General features: G+C 70.2%; 18 protein-coding genes. 14 read left to right on the forward strand and 4 right to left on the reverse strand.

The features are described 5' to 3' along the window. The first annotated feature begins 10 nt into the window (after positions 1-10). From LQF12_RS05175 to LQF12_RS05195, 5 genes are all read left to right on the forward strand, one after another. Entirely contained in the window at positions 11-220 is a 210-nt protein-coding gene (locus tag LQF12_RS05175) for a hypothetical protein (protein ID WP_435531217.1), read from the forward strand. Beyond that, positions 217-588, forward strand: coding sequence for a TadE/TadG family type IV pilus assembly protein (locus tag LQF12_RS05180; RefSeq protein WP_231054920.1), 372 nt, complete (start codon positions 217-219; stop codon positions 586-588). Before LQF12_RS05175 ends, LQF12_RS05180 begins: the two co-directional genes overlap by 4 nt. Beyond that, positions 588-1,067, forward strand: coding sequence for a pilus assembly protein (locus tag LQF12_RS05185; RefSeq protein WP_231054921.1), 480 nt, complete (start codon positions 588-590; stop codon positions 1,065-1,067). The genes LQF12_RS05180 and LQF12_RS05185 overlap by 1 nt, the downstream gene beginning before the upstream one ends. After that, positions 1,064-1,555: a pilus assembly protein TadG-related protein gene (locus LQF12_RS05190; RefSeq protein ID WP_231054922.1), complete on the forward strand. Its 492-nt coding sequence runs from the start codon at positions 1,064-1,066 to the stop codon at positions 1,553-1,555. Before LQF12_RS05185 ends, LQF12_RS05190 begins: the two co-directional genes overlap by 4 nt. A 114-nt stretch (positions 1,556-1,669) precedes the next feature. Next, positions 1,670-3,727, forward strand: coding sequence for a heavy metal translocating P-type ATPase (locus LQF12_RS05195; protein ID WP_231054923.1), 2,058 nt, complete (start codon positions 1,670-1,672; stop codon positions 3,725-3,727). Between the two features lie 59 nt (positions 3,728-3,786). Here LQF12_RS05195 and ehuA read toward each other — a convergent pair whose 3' ends face one another. The 4 genes from ehuA to LQF12_RS05215 are packed head-to-tail and all read right to left on the reverse strand — an operon-like array spanning position 3,787 to position 6,856. Further along, positions 3,787-4,566, reverse strand: a complete 780-nt coding sequence (gene ehuA / locus LQF12_RS05200; protein ID WP_231055523.1) for an ectoine/hydroxyectoine ABC transporter ATP-binding protein EhuA — start codon at positions 4,564-4,566, stop codon at positions 3,787-3,789. Between the two features lie 7 nt (positions 4,567-4,573). Beyond that, a complete protein-coding gene (locus tag LQF12_RS05205) occupies positions 4,574-5,221 on the reverse strand; it encodes an amino acid ABC transporter permease (protein WP_231054924.1) in 648 nt (215 codons plus the stop codon). Between the two features lies 1 nt (position 5,222). Beyond that, positions 5,223-5,936: an amino acid ABC transporter permease gene (locus LQF12_RS05210; protein WP_231054925.1), complete on the reverse strand. Its 714-nt coding sequence runs from the start codon at positions 5,934-5,936 to the stop codon at positions 5,223-5,225. Positions 5,937-5,947: 11 nt separating this feature from the next. Further along, positions 5,948-6,856 (reverse strand): transporter substrate-binding domain-containing protein, encoded by a 909-nt coding sequence (locus LQF12_RS05215; RefSeq protein WP_231054926.1) that lies wholly within the window; start codon positions 6,854-6,856, stop codon positions 5,948-5,950. Positions 6,857-7,365: 509 nt separating this feature from the next. On the opposite strand from LQF12_RS05215, the gene LQF12_RS05220 reads away from it, so the two are divergent. The 9 genes from LQF12_RS05220 (at position 7,366) to LQF12_RS05260 (ending at position 18,398) form a co-directional block, all read left to right on the forward strand. Beyond that, positions 7,366-7,938: an HhH-GPD-type base excision DNA repair protein gene (locus tag LQF12_RS05220; protein WP_231054927.1), complete on the forward strand. Its 573-nt coding sequence runs from the start codon at positions 7,366-7,368 to the stop codon at positions 7,936-7,938. Positions 7,939-8,109: 171 nt separating this feature from the next. Continuing rightward, positions 8,110-9,537: a multidrug effflux MFS transporter gene (locus LQF12_RS05225; RefSeq protein ID WP_231054928.1), complete on the forward strand. Its 1,428-nt coding sequence runs from the start codon at positions 8,110-8,112 to the stop codon at positions 9,535-9,537. Positions 9,538-9,607: 70 nt separating this feature from the next. After that, positions 9,608-11,101, forward strand: coding sequence for an aldehyde dehydrogenase family protein (locus LQF12_RS05230; RefSeq protein ID WP_231054929.1), 1,494 nt, complete (start codon positions 9,608-9,610; stop codon positions 11,099-11,101). A gap of 46 nt (positions 11,102-11,147) precedes the next feature. After that, on the forward strand, positions 11,148-12,269 hold the full coding sequence (gene prfB / locus LQF12_RS05235) for a peptide chain release factor 2 (protein WP_231054930.1): 1,122 nt from the start codon (positions 11,148-11,150) through the stop codon (positions 12,267-12,269). A gap of 135 nt (positions 12,270-12,404) precedes the next feature. Further along, entirely contained in the window at positions 12,405-13,094 is a 690-nt protein-coding gene (gene ftsE, locus LQF12_RS05240) for a cell division ATP-binding protein FtsE (protein WP_231054931.1), read from the forward strand. A 19-nt stretch (positions 13,095-13,113) separates the two neighbouring features. Further along, positions 13,114-14,028: a permease-like cell division protein FtsX gene (ftsX, locus tag LQF12_RS05245; RefSeq protein ID WP_231054932.1), complete on the forward strand. Its 915-nt coding sequence runs from the start codon at positions 13,114-13,116 to the stop codon at positions 14,026-14,028. 5 nt (positions 14,029-14,033) lie between these two features. Further along, positions 14,034-15,554 (forward strand): M23 family metallopeptidase, encoded by a 1,521-nt coding sequence (locus tag LQF12_RS05250; protein ID WP_231054933.1) that lies wholly within the window; start codon positions 14,034-14,036, stop codon positions 15,552-15,554. Positions 15,555-15,897: 343 nt separating this feature from the next. Next, positions 15,898-16,419 carry an SsrA-binding protein SmpB gene (gene smpB, locus LQF12_RS05255; protein ID WP_231054934.1) on the forward strand — a complete coding sequence of 174 codons (522 nt, stop codon included), beginning with the start codon at positions 15,898-15,900 and terminating at the stop codon, positions 16,417-16,419. A gap of 107 nt (positions 16,420-16,526) precedes the next feature. After that, positions 16,527-18,398, forward strand: a complete 1,872-nt coding sequence (locus tag LQF12_RS05260; RefSeq protein WP_231054935.1) for a DUF2207 domain-containing protein — start codon at positions 16,527-16,529, stop codon at positions 18,396-18,398. Positions 18,399-18,442 lie beyond the last annotated feature (44 nt).

Genomic DNA, 18,442 nt, shown 5'->3' on the forward strand with positions numbered 1-18,442 from the left:
AGAGGCAGAGATGAAGGAGACCACGATGCGACGCACGCTGGCGCGGTGGAGGCGGCGGTTCCGCAGCAGACTGCAGGGTGATCCTGAACGCGGAGACGTGCCGGGCTGGGTGCTGGTGACGTTGATGACCGCCGGATTGGTCGTTGTGATCTGGGCGCTCGCCGGTGAGGCCCTCACCCAGGTGTTCGAGACCGCGATGGACCGCGTGCTGAGCCAGTGATCGAGCGCGAGCGGGGCTCGGCGTTGGTCGACTTCCTGCTGGTCTCGGTGCTGGTGAGTGTGCTGGTGCTGGGTGTCGTCCAGTTGGCGTTGACCCTGCACGTGCGCACCGTGCTCGTCGACGCCGCCGCCGAGGGCGCCCGCTTCGCCGCCCTGCACGAGGGATCCCTCGCTGCCGGGCAGGAGCGCACCGCCGCACTCATCGACATGACGCTGCCGCAGGCCTACGCCCAACAGGTGAGCGCGGACACCGGGACGGCGGCGGGCGTCGAGGTCGTGGAAGTACACGTGCGGGCGCCGATCCCGGTGCTCGGGCTGCTCGGTCCCTCCGGCGTCATCACCGTGACGGGCCGGGCGGTGGCCGAGTGATGATGGCCGCCGTCCGCTGGTTGCGTCGCCGGTGGGCGGCGGTGCGCGCGGGGGAGGACCGTGGCAGCGCCGTGGTCGAATTCCTCGGTGTCGCCCTGATCCTGCTCGTGCCGACCGTGTACCTGATCGTCACCCTCAGCCGCGTCCAGGCGGCCGCCTTCGCCGCCGACGGCGCCGCCCGGGACGCCGGTCGTCTCATCGCCCAGGCCGAGACCATGGCCGACGGTGTCCCCCGCGCCCAGCTCGCGGTCGAGCTCGCCTTCGCCGACCAGGGCTTCGACGTCGCAGGTGAGCAGGCGCTGCAGGTCACCTGTCAGGACGATCCCTGCCTCAGCCCCGGCGCCTACATCCACCTGCAGGTTGGCACGCAGGTCGATCTCCCGCTCGTCCCGCCGATGCTGGCGGGCGCGCTGGCCACCCAGGTGGACGTCCAGGGAGAGGCACTGGTCGCCGTCGACGACTTCCGGGTGCTGCCATGAGCTCTGCTCTGACCCGGATGCGCTCGCGGTGGCGCGCAGAGGGGCGGGACGAGGGGCAGATCCTCTTGCTCTCCCTCGTCTACGGCGTGGTCACGCTCGCTCTCGTGCTCGTGGTGGTCTCGGTCAGTGCGATCTACCTCGAGCGCAAGCGCCTGCTCTCCCTCGCCGACGCGCTCGCTGCCTCGGCGGCCGACGCCGTCGACGAGGAGCAGTTCTACACCGGGGAGGGATCGGAGCCCGGCACCCTGCCCCTGACGGGCGACTCGGTGCAGGCCGCCGTGAGCGAGTACCTGGCCGCTGCGCCCGCGGGCGTCACCGACTTCGAGAGCTTCGGCGTGGTGCCGCCGACGGGAACCCCCGACGGCGTGACGGCGCAGGTCTCCCTGACCGCACGGGTGCGGCCCCCGCTGGTGCCGTGGGCGCTCATCCCGTTCGCGGACGGTTTCGTGATCGAGGTGACCGCCTTCGCAGAGTCGGACCAGGTGTGAGCTGGACCGGAACACCCGGGTGCAGCCGCCGGGCCCGCCACAGCAGTCCTCAGCCTGGGAATACCCTCTAGGGGTATAAGAGTTGATGTTCCTATGGCGGATGACAGGACGCACATGAGCACCCACGAGGACGCCGAGCAGCACCACGACGCCCAGGACCACGGTAGCCCGACCGGCGACAGCGGGCACGAGGGCCACGGCGGACACGAGAACCACCAAGGCCACGGCGACCACGCCGGCCACTTCCGCCGCCTGTTCTGGATCATGCTGGCACTCGCCGTGCCCACGGTGGCCCTCTCGCCCTCCTTCGCCGACCTGCTCGGGTACGCCCCGCCGTCGGGGACGGCCTGGATCCCGGCCGTGCTCGGCACGGTGATCTACGCCTGGGGTGGCTGGCCCTTCCTCTCCGGAGGGCTGTCCGAGCTGCGCTCGCGCGCCCCGGGGATGATGCTGCTCATCGGGATGGCGATCACCGTCGCCTTCCTGGCCTCCGCCGGCGCCACCCTCGGGCTGATCCCGGCCGACCTGGAGTACTGGTGGGAGTTGGCCCTGCTGGTGGTGATCATGCTGCTCGGGCACTGGATCGAGATGCGCTCCCTCGCCCAGACCGCCTCGGCGCTGGACTCCCTCGCCTCGCTGCTGCCCGACCAGGCCGAACGCGTCGGCTCCGACGGCGAGGTCGAGACGATCGACCCGGGCGAGCTGGCCGAGGGGGACATCGTCGTGGTCCGGCCCGGCGGGCGGGTGCCGGCGGACGGAGAGGTCACCGACGGCCGCGCGCACATGGACGAGTCGATGATCACCGGGGAGTCCGCGCCGGTCACCCGCGGCGAGGGCGAGACCGTGGTGGCCGGGACCGTGGCCACCGACTCCGGCCTGCGGGTACGGATCACGGCGGTGGGGGAGCAGACGGCCCTGGCCGGCATCCAGCGGATGGTCGCCGAGGCGCAGTCGACCTCGACCCAGGTGCAGCGCCTGGCCGACCGCGCGGCCGCCTGGCTGTTCTGGTTCGCCCTCGCTGCGGCGCTGGTGACGGCGATCGTGTGGCTACTCACTGGCGACCCGGGCCAGGCCCTCGTGCGCGTGATCACGGTGCTCGTGATCGCCTGCCCGCACGCGCTCGGCCTGGCGATCCCGCTGGTGGTCTCGATCTCCACCGAGCGCGCCGCCCGCGCGGGAATCCTGGTCAAGGACCGGCTGGCCCTCGAGCGCGCCCGCACCGTGGACACGGTCCTCTTCGACAAGACCGGCACCCTGACGATGGGGGAGCCGGCCGTGCAGGACATCACCGGAACCGATGACACCGATGCGGAGGCCGTCCTGCGGTGGGCGGCGGCCGCGGAGGCCGACAGTGAGCACCCGCTGGCCCGCGCGATCGTGCGGGAGGCGCAGCGGCGCCGGATCCGCCCGCCCCAGGCCTCCGACTTCGCCTCCGAGCCGGGGACCGGGGTCTCGGCCACGGTCGAGGACAGAAAGGTCCGCGTCGGCGGACCCGGGCTGCTGGAGGAGATCGGTGCCCATCCGGTGCCCCAGGCGCAGGAGTGGTCAGCCCGTGGGCACACCGTGCTGCACGTCGTCCTCGACGGCACGGTGGTGGGGGCCCTGGCTCTGGCCGATGAGATCCGAGCCGAGTCCCGCCAGGCGGTCGAAGACCTGCACGCCGAGGGCGTGAGCGTGGTGATGGTCACCGGCGATGCGCAGGCGGTGGCCGACGCCGTCGCCGAGGAGCTCGGAATCGACCAGGTCTTCGCGCAGGTGCGCCCCGAGAACAAGAACGCCAAGGTGCGAGAACTGCAGCAGCAGGGCCGCGTGGTGGCCATGGTGGGTGACGGGGTCAACGACGCCCCGGCGCTGGCCGAGGCCGACGTCGGGATCGCGATCGGAGCCGGGACGGATGTGGCCGCTGCGTCCGCAGGAGTGATCCTCGCCGGCGACGACCCGCGGTCGGTGCTGCAGGTGCTGCGGCTCTCGCGCACGAGCTACCGCACCATGGTCCAGAACCTGTGGTGGGCCAGCGGCTACAACCTCGCCGCGGTCCCGCTCGCCGCGGGAGTGCTGGCACCGATCGGGTTCGTGATGCCGATGGCGGTGGGCGCGCTGCTGATGTCGGCCTCCACCGTGGTGGTGGCCCTCAACGCGCTCCGGCTGCGCCGGCTCGACCTGACCTCCTGACGACACCACGACGGCGGGGTCTCACCTTCCCGGTGAGCCCCCGCCGTCGTGAGGAGACCTCAGAGCACGGCGCGCAGGAACTCCTTCGTGCGCTCGTGGGTGGGATTGGAGAACATCACGTGCGGTTCGGCGTCCTCGATGATGTGCCCGCTGTCGAACATCAGCACCCGGTCGGAGACGTCCTGGGCGAACTGCATCTCGTGGGTGACGATCAGCATCGTGATGTCGGTGTTCTCGGCGAGGTCGCGCAACACCTGCAGCACGTCGCCCACGAGCTCGGGGTCCAGTGCGGAGGTGACCTCGTCCAGCAGCAGGATCTCCGGATCCATCGCCAGTGCGCGGGCGATCGCCACGCGCTGCTGCTGACCTCCGGAGAGCCGGCTGGGGTGCTGGTCGGCCTTGTCACCCAGGCCCACCTGCTCGAGGAGCTCCTTCCCGCGGGCGCGGGCCTCCTCCTTGGACTTGCCGAGCACATGCACCGGCGCCTCGATGATGTTCTCGATCACCGTCATGTTCGGGAACAGGTTGAACTGCTGGAACACCATCCCGATCCGGCGGGTGAGCTGGGCGACCTCCTTGTGCCGGCGAGCCACCCGCTTGCCGTCCTTGTCCAGGTGGGTCAGCGGGACGCCATCGACGTGGATGTAGCCGCCGGTCAGCTCCTCGAGCGTCATGACCAGGCGCAGGATCGTGGTCTTGCCTGAGCCGGAGGGCCCGATCAGGGTCACCCGCTGGCCGCGCTCGACCTCGAAGTTGAGATCATTGAGCACGGTGAGGTCGCCGAACTTCTTGACGACGTTCTCGAACTTGAGGGCGGGTGCACCGGGCACCGGCTGCAGGGATTCGTCAGTAGGTGGCAAGACGGTTCTCCAGTTTCCGCATGAGGACGGCGGTCGGGTAGCTGGCCGCCAGGAAGATCAGGCCCGCGATGGTGAACGACTCGACGTAGCTGAAGTTGCCACCACCGAACTCCCGGGCCTCGGTCACCATCTCCGGAACGGAGATCATGATCAAGAACGGCGTGTCCTTGAACATCGCGATCGCCCAGTTGCCGAGCGAGGGCACGGTGGCTCGCAGGGCTTGCGGCACGATCACGGCCCGCCACGTCCGTACCTTCGACATCGACAGGGCCGTCGCTGCCTCCCACTGACCGGGGCGGATCGACTCGATCCCCGCCCGGTAGGACTCGGCCATATAGGTCGAATAGTGGATGGCGAAGACGACGATACCCATCGTCACGAGCGAGACATCCGTGGTGATCAGGACGGCGTAGATCGCCGCGAGCTGCAGCGGGATCGGCGTCATCCGGATCACGTCCAGGACGCGGAACACGATCGCTGCGATGACACGAGGTGCTTCGCGGAGGACCACGGCCCAGATCATGCCGAGGATGGCGGCACCGATCGATGAGACCACCGTGACGAGGAGAGTGATGCGCACAAAAGCGGAGAGCAAGTCCGGAAAGGCCTGGGCGGCAAGATCCCAACTCCACATATCAGCCCACCCCCGCTACTGCTTCGGCCCGCTTGGCAGCCTTGACGCTCTCCGGCTTGAGACCGAGGCGGCGCTGTGCTCGCAGTTCCAGAATCCGCATGCCGCTGGAGAGCAACTGGTTCAGCGCGTAGTAGATAGCGAAGCCGGCACCGAAGGCGAACAGCATGCCCATCGTCCGGCGCAGATCGTCGGAGACGAAGGTGACGTCCTGCAACGTGATGAAGCTGGCCAGCGCAGTGCCCTTGACGAGCATGACCAGGAGGTTGTTCAGACCCGGCAGCATCAGCGCCCATCCCTGCGGCCAGATGATGCGGATCATCCGGTGGACAGGCCCCATCGACAGCGCCGTGGTGGCCTCCCACTGGGCTTTCGGGACGGCCGCGAGCGATCCGCGGACCACCTCGGCACCATAGGCGCCGTAGTTCAGTCCGAGGGCGATGATTCCGGTCGGGATCGGGTCGAGGCTCACGCCCATCTGCGGAAGGACGTAGAAGAGGAAAAAGAGCTGCACCACGAGGGAGGTGCCCCGGAAGAACTCCACGACGATGCGTCCCGGCGCTCTGACGAGAGCATGCTGGCTGGACGTCAGGAGTCCGAGCGCGACAGCGATGACGAAAGCGACGACGGCGCCGCCCAGGCCGAGCTGGAGAGTGACCACCAGCCCGTCCCAGAAGCGCGGCGCCGCCGTGCTCAGATTATTGAGGAACGCGTCCACAAGTGAAGTGCTCAGCCGGCCTCGGGGAGTTCCCCGGCGCAGAGCATCTCAGTGGTGATGTCCTCCGTCGGGTACTCGGCCGTGGTGAAGCCGAACTCGCCGACGATCGACTCGAAGTCCTCGGCGCTGCCGATCACGCTGCGGTAGGCCTCGTTGTAGGCCTCACGGAACTCGTCGTCCTCGGGCGCGAACACGGTCGCACCGGCGCCGACCTGCGAGACGCCGTCGACCTCGGCCACGAAGGACTCGGTCACCTCGACGGCCGCGTCGGCGTTGCGCTCGGCGAGGGCGTTCAGCGAGATACCGGTGAGCGCGAATGCGTCCACGCGGCCGGCCTCGACGGCCTCGAGGCCGTCCTCGGGGGCGCCGACCGTGGAGACCTCAATGCCCAGGTCCTCGGCGTAGCCCTGCTCGATCGCCCCGGACATGGCGGCCATCGTCAGGTCGGTGTCCACCAGATCCTGCAGCGTGGACAGGCCCTCGGGGTTGCCCTCGGGAACCATCAGCGCCGTGGTGTACATGATCTCGGGGACGCCGAAGTCGGCCTGCTCGCAACGCTCCGGCAGGATGGACATGCCCGCGGAGATCGCATCGAAGCGACCGGCGTTCAGACCCGGGATCAATGCGTCCCAGTCCACGACCGTGGCCTCGATGTCGTCGATGCCCATCTCGGCGAAGACGGCCTCGTGGATCGCGATGGTCGCACCCGTGGGCTCGCCGCTGTCGTCGAGGAAGCTGTAGGGCTCCTCACCGTTGATGCCCACGGTGATCGTGCCCGACTCCTGCAGCTCGGCCAGGTGGCCCTCGCCGGCCTCGCCCTCGGCTCCGCCGCCGGCTTCGCTGTCGCCATCGCCGCAGGCGGAGAGGCCGAGAGCGATTGCTCCCGCCGCTGCCGTCATGGCAAAGGCTCGTCGCCTCATGCTCGTCATCATGGTCCCTTCGGTCGGACGAGGACTGGCCTCCCGGTCGCCCTGGACCACGAGGGTCCTGCGTGCGCCTGCGAGTCGCTGTTCGGCAGCGGTCGTTAGGGCACGCGGCACCGGACGGGTCACCCCGACTGGTCATGGATGCGTACCTACGCTAGGCATCGGGCGCCATCTCCTCAAACGGAGGAATGGCGCGTCGGCGCCGTTCGGCGGGCTTGTGGGGGAGCCCGCCGATCCGCGTGCTGGTGCGGATAGGTGCTGACCCGAGGGTCTCGATGGACCGGCCACGAGGGCCCTTGAGGAGAGCAACGTATCGTTATCGTGCTGAGACCTGCACCGGTCATTCTTGACCACTGATTGACCATACCGTGACGCTATTGCGGTGCTGTGCGCGCGACGGGGCGAAGTCTGGTGACCGTTTCGTGAGGTGATGCTGGCTCCGCCGTGGGGGAACTGACGGTGGTGAGGGGGACGACGTGAACGCACATGGGAGGATCGGCTCCATGCCGACGTTGTGGATGACCGGGGACGACGATGCCGATCAACTCCTGGACAGCGATCCGCTCGCACTGCTCGTGGGGATGCTCCTCGACCAGCAGGTCGCCATGGAGTCCGCCTTCGCCGGGCCGAAGAAGATCGCCGACCGACTCGGACGCTTCGACGCCGCCACCATCGCCGCCACCGAGCCGGAGACGTTCAAGGAGCTGTGCGCGACGCCGCCTGCGGTGCACCGCTTCCCGGGATCGATGGCCGCCCGGGTGCAGGCCCTGTGCCAGGAGCTCCTCGATACCTACGACGGCGAGGCCGCTGCCCTGTGGACCCGCGGCGACCCGGACGGCCGGGAGATCCTCCGCCGGCTGCAGGCGCTGCCCGGGTTCGGGGCACAGAAGGCCCGGATCTTCCTCGCCCTGCTCGGCAAGCAGCGCGGGCTCGACGCCGAGGGGTGGCGCGAGGCCGCCGGCCCGTACGGGGAGGACGGCTCCTTCCGCTCCATCGCCGACGTCGTGGACGAGGAGTCGCTGCTGCGCGTGCGGGCGACGAAGAAGGCCGCCAAGGCCGCCGCCAAGGGTTCCTGAGGGCTTGCTGCCTTCTTCTTGACAGGCGGCCGCCACGCGCTTGGCAAGGGCATGGCCGATGTCGCCAGAATCACACGCCTGGGACCGAAACGTTTCGTGACAGGCGATCGCAGGCGCCCGACAATAGAGGCTGACGCCTGTGACCACGCCGCACCCCCGGGGACCCCAGCCTTGACTTCCGACACCGCGCCCTGCGCTCCGCCCGATCGACGCGACGGCGACGACGCACCCCCACGCGGTGGGACCCGAGGCACCAGCGCGCCGGCCCCCGCCGAGCCCACCTCCACCCCGGCCGACGGCGTCCCCTACGACGTCGCCACGCAGCCGGCACCCGCCGCGGGCGCCACCACGCGCCCGCCCGCCCCGCCCCGGGGCAAGGGCCCCGCGGCCCCGCCGGCCCCTCGCCGGCGCACCTCCCCGAAGCTCGTGCTGATGCTGGGCGCCATGGCCGCGCTCGGCGCGCTCACCACCGACATGTATCTGCCCTCGCTGCCGGAGGTGGTCACCGACCTCGCCGCCGGTGAGGCGTCCGTGCAGTTCACCATCACCGCCACCCTCATCGGTGGCGCACTCGGCCAGCTCCTCATCGGCCCGCTCTCGGACCGCTACGGGCGCCGGCTCCCGGTTCTCATCGGTGTCGCCGTGCACATCGTCGCCTCGGTGCTGTGCCTGTTCGCTGCCGACGTGGCGCCGCTGATCGCGCTGCGCATCATCCAGGGCATGGGCAACGCCGCGGCCGCCGTGGTGGCCGTCGCCGTGATCCGGGACCGCCTCTCCGGCGCGGCGGCCTCGGCCGTGCTCTCGCGCCTGATGCTGGTCATCGGCGTCGCGCCGTTGCTCGCGCCGACCATCGGCGGCGTGATCGCCTCCGTGTGGGACTGGCGGATGGTGTTCGCCGCCCTCGCGCTGTACGGCGTGGTCCTGGCCATCATCGTCTGGCGCTTCCTGCCTGAGTCGCTGCCGGTGGAGCGCCGCACCACCGGGTCGGCCCGCTCGGTCCTGGGCACCTACCGGGTGCTGCTGCGCGACCGCCAGTTCGTGGTCCTCGCGCTGCTGCCCGGACTGGGGATGGCGGCGCTGTTCGCCTACGTCTCCGGCTCCCCGTTCGTGATCCGGGAGGGCTACGGGCTCAGCGAGCACCAGTTCTCGCTGCTGTTCGCCGTCAACGGACTCGGGCTGGTCCTGGGCTCCCAGCTCAACGCCACCCTGGTACAGCGCTTCGCCCCGGTGCGGATCATGCGTCTGGCGCTGCCGGTCTCCACCGCCCTCGCGGTGGTGCTGCTCGTGGTCGCGGCGACCGGCACCGGCGGCCTGATCGGCCTGTGCATCCCGCTGTGGCTGATGCTCTTCGTCAACGCGCTCGTCCCGCCCAACGCCTCCGCCCTGGCGCTGACCCGCCACGGCGAACGTGCCGGCGCGGCGGCGGCGCTGATCGGGTGCTCGCAGTCCGGTGTGGCCGGCCTGGTGGCCCCGGTGGTCGGCCTGCTCGGTGCCGATGCCGTGGCGATGTGCCTGGTGATCGTGGCCGCCATGGCAGCGGCGCTGGTGATCTTCGCCGTCGGCACGCCGGCCTACCGGCGCGGCGGCTGGCAGATGTGAGCAGTGTCGGCCCGCTCACAGCGGCCGGCCAGTGTTGGCGAAGCATGGCCGGACGGGGCACAGTGGAGGGATGAGCGCCACAGCGACCTCGACCCCGATGTCGGAAGTGCTGCAGCTGCAGCGCAACGCGTTTCACCGGGACGGCATCCCCGATGCGGCGCTGCGCCGTGACCGGATCGACCGGTTCGTGCACGCGGTAGTCAGCCACACCGACGATCTGGTGGAGGCAATCTCGACGGACTTCGGGCACCGGCCCGAGGTGACCACACTGGTCGCCGACATCGCCACCCTCGCGATGGAGGCCGAGATCGCCCGCGCCCGGGTGGGCAGCTGGATGCGCCCGCGCCGGCCCTGGGGTCGCGTGCCCGGCTTGCTCGCGCGGGCAGCCGGCCTCGACGCCGCCGTGCATCCGGAGCCGCTCGGCGTGGTCGGGGTGATGGGCATCTGGAATTTCCCCATCAACCTCAGCGCGGTCCCGGCGCTCTCGGCCCTGGCGGCCGGCAACCGGGTGATGATCAAGATGTCCGAGGCTGTCCCGGCCACCGCCGAGGTGTTCGCCAACGCCGTGCACGACGCGTTCGACGTCGAGGAGGTGGCGGTGGTGACCGGGGAGGTGGAGGTCTCCCAGGAATTCGCGGGGCTCGCCCTCGACCACCTCTTCTTCACCGGCTCGGCGGCCACCGGCTCGGCCGTGATGGGGGCTGCGGCCAAGAACCTCACCCCCGTGACGCTCGAGCTCGGTGGCAAGAACCCCGTGGTCCTCGCCCCGGGCGCGGCGCAGGACAAGCCCGTGATTCGCCGGGCGGCCTCCCGGGTGGCCCAGGCGCGGCTGATCAACGCCGGGCAGGCGTGCATCGCCCCGGAGGACGTCTACGTGCCGACCGAATCCGCCCGGGCATTCGTGCAGGAGGTCTTCTCCACCTGGGGGCGGGTGGTCCCGGAGATGTTCGAGCGTGACGAGATGCCCACGCTCATCGCCGACGGCGCCTACGAGCGCATCACCGCCCTGCTGGAGGACGCCGCCGAGAAGGGGGCGCAGGTCCTGACCGCCGTGCGCTCCGACGACGGCGGCCAGGAGGCGCTGCGCTCGGCCCGGATCATGCCTCCGACCGTGGTCCTCGGCCTCACCGACGAGATGGACATCGCCCATGAGGAGGTGTTCGGCCCCGTGCTGGCCGTCCACCCCTACGACGATCTCGAGGACCTGCTGGACGAGCTGGCGGACAAGCCCGAGCCGCTGGTGGCCAGCTGGTTCGGGCCCGCGGACGAGGACTACCGCACGTTCGTCGCCCGCACCCGCTCCGGCGGAGTCTCCCGCAACGACTACGCCCTCTCGCAGTCGATGCCCGGGATGCCCTTCGGCGGCGTGGGCGCCTCCGGCATGGGCCAGTACCACGGCCGCTACGGCTTCGAGACGTTCAGCCACCTGCGCTCGGTGGTGGGCTCCGACCTGCCGTTCTCCGTGGTCGATCTGCTCACCCCGGGGGAGGGGTCGAAGGCGCCGCGGGCGCTGCGCTCGAGCCTGTCGGCCTACCGCAGGCTGCTGGCGCGCCGGCTGCGGTGACGCCCGGCGTGATCGCCCTCAGCCCCATCGCGTACCCTTGCCGCTTGTGGCTACCGACTTCCCCGTAGAGATCCAGGGTCTACGTCAGATCCTCGATTCGATCACCGCCGTCAGCGACCCGGACGCGTTGCGGGAGCGGATCGCCCAGCTCTCCGAGGCGGCCGCGGCGCCCGACCTGTGGGACGACCCTGAGGCGGCCCAGCAGGTCACCAGCCAGCTCTCCTACGCCCAGAGTGAGCTGGAGCGGCTCGACCGGCTGGCCGAGCGCATCGACGACCTCGGCGCGCTCGTGGAGCTCGCGCAGGAGGAGGACGATGCCGACACCCTCGCCGAGGCCGAGGCCGAGCTCGGTACGATCCGCGCCGCGCTGGAGGACCTGGAGATCCGCACCCTGCTCTCCGGCGAGTACGACCAGCGCGAGGCCGTGGTGACGATCCGCGCCGGCGCCGGTGGGGTGGACGCCGCCGACTTCGCCCAGATGCTCCTGCGCATGTACCTGCGCTGGGCCGAGCACCACGGCTACTCGACCACCGTGCTCGACACCTCCTACGCCGAGGAGGCGGGCCTGAAGTCGGCCACCTTCGAGGTCAAGGCGCCGTACGCGTTCGGCACCCTCAGCGTGGAGGCGGGCACGCACCGGCTGGTGCGCATCTCCCCGTTCGACAACCAGGGCCGCCGGCAGACCTCCTTCGCGGCCGTCGAGGTGATCCCGCTGATCGAGCAGACCGACAGCGTGGAGATCCCCGAAACCGAGATCAAGGTGGACGTCTTCCGCTCCTCCGGCCCGGGCGGTCAGAGCGTCAACACCACCGACTCCGCTGTGCGGATGACCCACATCCCGACCGGGATCGTCGTCTCGATGCAGAACGAGAAGTCGCAGATCCAGAACCGCGCGGCCGCGTTGCGCGTGCTGCAGTCCCGCCTGCTGCTCAAGCGCCAGGAGGAGGAGAGCGCCGCGAAGAAGGCGATGGCGGGCGATGTCAAGGCCTCCTGGGGTGACCAGATGCGCTCCTACGTCCTGCAGCCCTACCAGATGGTCAAGGACCTGCGCACCGAGCACGAGGCCGGGAACCCCTCGTCGGTGTTCGACGGCGACATCGACGGCTTCATCAATGCCGGGATCCGCTGGCGCAAGCAGCAGCAGCTCGACGCCGAAGCCGGCGCGTAACCCCCCGGCGCCGGCCGATTCGCGTCACGCTCGCCGGCGCTGCGGCGTGTCACCCGGGCGCTGAGCGCCCGGCTGCTTACGCTGCCCATGGCCAGGTTTCGCCCTTCCCTTCCCCAAGACTGGCCAGGCAGCGCAGTGATCCGTCTCAAGAAAGTCTCCAAGGTGTACGCCCGTGGCGCGCGCCCAGCCCTGGACCAGGTCTCCCTCGAGGTCGGCCGGGGCGAGTTCGTCTTCCTCGTCGGCGCCTCCGGCTCCGGAAAGTCGACCTTCCTGCGGCTGGTGCTGCGCGAGGAACGCCCCACGAACGGGTCCGTCTTCGTGGCAGGTCGCGACCTCGCGAACCTCTCGCAGTGGAAGGTCCCGCAGTTGCGCCGTCAGATCGGGTGCGTCTTCCAGGACTTCCGCCTGTTGCACAACAAGACCGTCTTCGAGAACGTCGCCATCGCCCTGCAGGTAATCGGCAAACCGCGCCACCACGTGATGAGCACGGTGCCGGAGACGCTGGAGATGGTCGGCCTGGCCGGCAAGGAGAAGCGGCTCCCGCACGAGCTCTCGGGCGGTGAGCAGCAACGGGTGGCGATCGCCCGCGCGTTCGTCAACCGGCCCGCGATCATCCTGGCGGACGAACCCACCGGGAACCTCGACCCCACCACCTCGGTGGGCATCATGCGGCTCCTGGACCGCATCAACCGGACCGGGACGACCGTGGTGATGGCCACCCACGACGACGAGATCGTGGATCAGATGCGCAAGCGCGTGATCGAACTCGTCGACGGCCAGATGGTGCGCGACCAGGACCGCGGCGTCTACGGCGCGGCGCGGTAGGGCCGGTGAGGACACACGCATGAGACTGCAGTTCATTCTTTCCCAGATCGGCAACGGCCTGCGGCGCAACGTCGCCATGGCCGTCTCCGTGGTGCTGGTGACCTTCATCTCCCTGACCTTCGTCGGAGCGGCCGTACTGCTGCAGATGCAGGTCGGCAACATGAAGGACGAGTGGTACGACCGGGTGGAGGTCTCGGTCTTCCTGTGCCCGCCGGACTCCTCCGTGCCCACCTGCGCCGGCGGTGAGGCGACCGACGAGCAGGTCGAGTCCCTCCAGTCGGTGCTGACGTCCGAGGCGCTGAGCCCCTACGTCGAAGAGGTCTTCCTGGAGACCAAGGAGCAGGCGTTCGAGGCGTTCCAGGAGCGCTTCGGCGATCAGGACTGGGCGCAGCGGATCACCGTGGAGCAGATGCAGCAGTCGCTGCGCGTGAGCCTGGTCGATCCCGAGCTCTACCAGGTGGTGGCCGATGAGGTCGCCGGCCGGGACGGCGTCGAAGAGGTGATCGATCAGCGCTCGATCCTGGAACCGCTGTTCCTCGTGCTCAACCGCGCCACGATCCTGGCGGCCGGCCTGGCTGCGGTGATGATCGTGACGGCGGTGCTGCTGATCACCACCACCATCCGGCTCTCGGCGATGAGCCGCAGCCGCGAGACCTCCATCATGCGATTGGTGGGAGCGTCCAACTTCTTCATCCAGCTGCCCTTCATGCTCGAAGGCGCCATCGCCGCACTGCTCGGCGCCGCGCTCGCGAGCACCGGCCTCTGGCTCGGGGTGCGATCCATCGTGGAGAACTGGCTCGCAGGTTCGGTGCGGTGGGTCAACTTCGTCGACACCGGCGACGTGCTGGTGGTGGCCCCGCTCCTGGTGGCGATCGGGATCGTGCTCGCCGCGATCAGTTCCTTGGTCAGTCTCAGCCGATACACGAAGGTGTGACCCCGATGGCACGACGACGTCTCTCACCCCCTGCGGTGTCCGTGCGGCCCGTGCGGGCCGGCCTGGCTGCGGCCCTCGCCGTCGGGCTCGCCCTGCTGGCGGCGCCGGTGGCGGCCGACACCCGGGACGACCTGGAGGAGCAGCAGGAGCAGAACCAGACCGAGCGCGAGGAACTCGCAGCGATGCTCGAGGGCACCGAGTCCGACCTCGCCGATGTCTACCTCGAGCTCGACGACATCGAGCGGCGCCTTCCCGTGGCCCAGGGTGAGCTCTCCGTCGCCAACGACGAGCTCGCCGCCGCCGAGCGCCATGCCGCATCGGTCCAGGACCGGCTCGACGTGGCCGAGGCTCAGCAGGAGGATCTGACCACCGAGATCGCAGGTACCGAGACCGAGATCGCCGAGACCGAGTCGGCGATGGGCGAGGTGGCTCGCTCCGCCTACCGGGGAGGGGAGGGCGCCTCGGCGATGTCGGTGGTCTTCGCCGCCGACGACGCGGACGAGTTCGCGACCCAGTACTCGGTGATGAACTCGGCGCTGCGCTCGCAGAACCAGACCCTCTCCGACCTCGAGAGCCTGACGGCGGTCAACCGCAACCGGCAGGTGCGCCTGGACGCGGTGACCGCGCGGATCGGCGAGCTGAAGACAGAGGCGGACGACGCCGTCGCGGCGGCTGACGTGGCCCGTCAGGATGCGGCCGATCTGGTGGCCGAGATCGAGCAGCTGCAGGCCGACCAGGAGTCGCGGGCGGCTGAGCTCGAAAGCCTGCAGGAGGACTACACCGACCAGATCGCCGAGATCGAGGAGGACAACGCCGAGATCGCCGACGAGATCGCGGAGATCGATCGCCGGGAGCGGGAGGAGGCCGCCGCCCGGGCGGCCGAGGCCGAGCGCGAGCGGGAACGTGAGCGCGAGCGGCAGCGGGAGGCAGCCGAGGAGGCCGCCCGTCAGAACTCCAGCGGTTCCGGGGGGTCAGGCGGTTCGAGTGGGTCCGGTGGTTCTGGTGGTTCGAGCTCGGGCGGCTCCGGTGGTTCGAGCTCGGGCGGCTCCGGTGGCTCGAGTGGGTCCGGCGGATCCGGTGGTTCGAGCTCGGGCGGCTCCGGTGGCTCCTCCAGCGGCTCGCTGGTGCCCCCGGTTCCCCAGCCGCTGTACGTGACCTCCGGGTACGGCATGCGGTGGTACCCGATCACGGGCGGTTACTACATGCACCAGGGCGTGGACCTGCGCTCGGCCTGCGGCAACTCACAGGTCTCGGCCGCGGCCGGGACCGTGACCGCCGTCAAGCCGGCGCCGAACGGCACCCACGGCAACCAGGTGATCGTCAACCACGGCACGATCGGAGGCAACCGGTACGTCACGGTGTACAACCACCTCTCGCGCTTCGCGGTCCGCACCGGGCAGTCGGTCGCCCAGGGACAGGCGATCGGCTACACCGGGGCCACCGGGAACGTCACCGGGTGCCACGTCCACTTCGAGGTCTGGCGCAACGGATCGACGATCGATCCGATGGCACTGTCCGCCTTCTGACCGGTTGCCACACGCCGCGTTGGTTCGCTCTCGTCCACCAGGGCGAACACGCACCCCACTGCATCACCGTCACGGAGGAAGGTCGCCCGGGTTGACGTGGTGGAGCTGGATCTACCGCTCCGGCTCTCCTTCGAGGGGTCGAACCGCGACGGCGATCACCTGCAGTTGCTCGGGTCCGCCGGTCGGGTGCGCTCCGATCGCTCGCCGCTCTGCCAGCTGACGTCGACAAGGGTGAGCGCCCTTCCCGGCGCAGCGCAGACGCTCGCGGTGGGAACGGCGGTATTCAGATCGAACGATCCGGCCCTCGACCCGTACAGTGGACCGGCGAAGGAGACCAGAGACGATGAGCAACAAGGCCAAGGGCGCGAAGAAGAAGAAGAAGACGGACGGCGCCGTCGACCCCAAAACCGTCAAGACCGTCGTTGCGCGCAACAAGAAGGCGCGGCACGACTATCACATCGACGCCACCTACGAAGCGGGTCTGTCCCTGACCGGCACCGAGGTGAAGTCGCTGCGGGCGGGCCGGGCCTCCCTCGTGGACGGCTGGGTCTTCGTCGATGGCGGCGAGGCGTGGCTGGAGAGCGTCCACATCCCCGAGTACACCGAGGGCACCTGGACCAATCACTCCCCGCGGCGCAAGCGCAAGCTGCTGCTGCACAAGGAGCAGATCCTCAAGCTCACCCAGCGCACGAAGGAGAAGGGGTACACCATCGTGCCGCTCGAGCTGTACTTCATCGGCGGCCGGGCCAAGGTGGAGATCGCCGTCGCCCGAGGCAAGCAGGAATGGGACAAGCGGCAGGCGCTGCGCGAGAAGCAGGACGCCCGCGAGGCGCAACGAGCGATGAGCCTGCGCCAGCACCGTTGAGCCTGAGCCGCCGGCATCGGCGAGCCCTCGCCGGCCCGGCGGAGGGCGTCCCAGGATCGTCCGCGCGGGGGAGGCCGAGCACCTCCCGCGCTGCCTAGGGTGGAGGCATGCGGCGATCCCTGAGCAGACTCCTGACCCTCCTGGCCCTCGCAATGGCGGTCGTCCTCGCCGGGCCCGTCGCCGCGCACGCCGATGCCGACGACTGGATGGTCGAGAGGTACGACGTCAGCGCCGAGGTGCAGACCGACGGCACCATCGACGTCAGTATCGACATGCTGTTCGACTTCGCCGACGAGGAGGGGCACGGGCCCTACCTGACCCTGGTCGACCGGCAGGAGATCGCCGACGATCCCGACCGCTACCGGGTGCTCGAGTACACCGGCTTCAGCGCGTCCTCCAGCACCGGTGCTCCGGCGGACGTGCGCACCGAGTCCGAGGGCAGCGGGCTCGCCGTCTACGTCGGTGACGAGGACGTCGAGGTCACCGGGCAGCAGCAGTACACGATCTCCTACACCGTCTCGGGCGTGCCCAACCCCGGCGCCGGCGCCGACGGCGCCGACGAGGTCGCCTGGAACGTCATCGGCTCGGGCTGGGAGATTCCGCTGCGCGATGTCGGCGTCACCGTCGAGGGCCCCGAGGACCCGCTCGGCGCGGAGTGCTTCACCGGGTCGGTCGGAAGCACCGATGCGTGCGGCACCGCCGAGGCCGGACCACCGGCGGAGTTCACGGCGGACGAGATCTCCCCCGGAGGGGGGATGACCGTGCTCGTCACCTACCCGGCCGGGATGTTCGCGGACACGGTCGAGCCGATGTACAGCGACCGCGTGACCCCGGCCAACTTCTTCGGCAGCGGGACCCCCGCTCCGTGGGTCGCCCTGGGCCTGGGTGTGGTGGGGATCGCGGTGGTCGCGCTGCGCGCCCGCCAGCGCGGGCGTGACCGCGCCTACGTGGGGCTCACGCCCGGGCTGACGCCGACCGCCGGCGCCGAGGGGCACGGTGAGGGGTACGCGGAACGCATTCCTGTCGCCGTGCAGTTCACCCCGCCCGACGGCGTCACCCCCGGAGCCGCCGGAACGCTGCTGGACGAGGTGGCCCAGCCGCGGGACGTCAGCGCGACGATCGTCGACCTGGCCGTGCGCGGATATCTCCGCATCGAGGAGATCCCCGAGGGCGAGACCGACGACGCCGGCGACGCGGGCAGCGAGGAGAACTCCGAGGATCCGCAGTGGCGGCTACGGCGGACCAGCGAGCCCGGCGAGTGGCCGCAGCTGCTGGCCTTCGAGCGGACGCTGCTGGAGGGCCTGTTCTCCGGCAACGCCACCGTAACCGAGATGTCCGAGCTGGGCGCCGACTTCGCCCAGGCGCTGACCACCGCCCAGAGCCAGCTCTACGAGCGGGTCGTCGAGCGTGGCTGGTTCCGCACCTCGCCGCAGGCCGTGCGCCTGCGCTGGGTCGTCGCCGGGATCGTGGCCTTCGTCGTCGGAATCCCAGTCACCTTCGTGCTCGGCGTGTTCGCCGGGTGGGGTGGCGTGGGCGTGGCCCTGATGGCCATCGGGGTGGCCCTGATGGTGTGTTCGGCCGCCGCGCCCGCCCGGACCGCTGAGGGCACGGCGGTGCTGGCCCAGGTCCGTGGCTTCCAGAAGTATCTGGAGACCGCCGAGGTCGACCAGATGCGCCAGGAGGAGCGCGAGGGGATCTTCTCCGCCTACCTGCCCTACGCCGTCGCGCTCGGGGTGGCGCAGCGGTGGACGACGATCTTCTCCGAGGCGGCGGCCCGGGGCGAAGTCCAGATGCAGCCGCACTGGTACCAGGGCAGCACGGCGGGGGTGTGGAATGCCGCCGTCTTCACGAGCCTGACGAGTTTCACCACCACCGCCGCGACCTCGGTCACCTCGGTGGCATCCGGCTCGGCCGGCGGTGCCGGCTTCAGCGGCGGTGTCGGGGGCGGCGTCGGCGGCGGGGGTGGTGGCGGCTGGTGAGGTGGGTAGATTGGGGCCCGACGCGCATCATCTCCGAGACCTGA

Source organism: Ruania suaedae, from assembly GCF_021049265.1.
GTDB classification, from domain to species: domain Bacteria; phylum Actinomycetota; class Actinomycetes; order Actinomycetales; family Beutenbergiaceae; genus Ruania; species Ruania suaedae.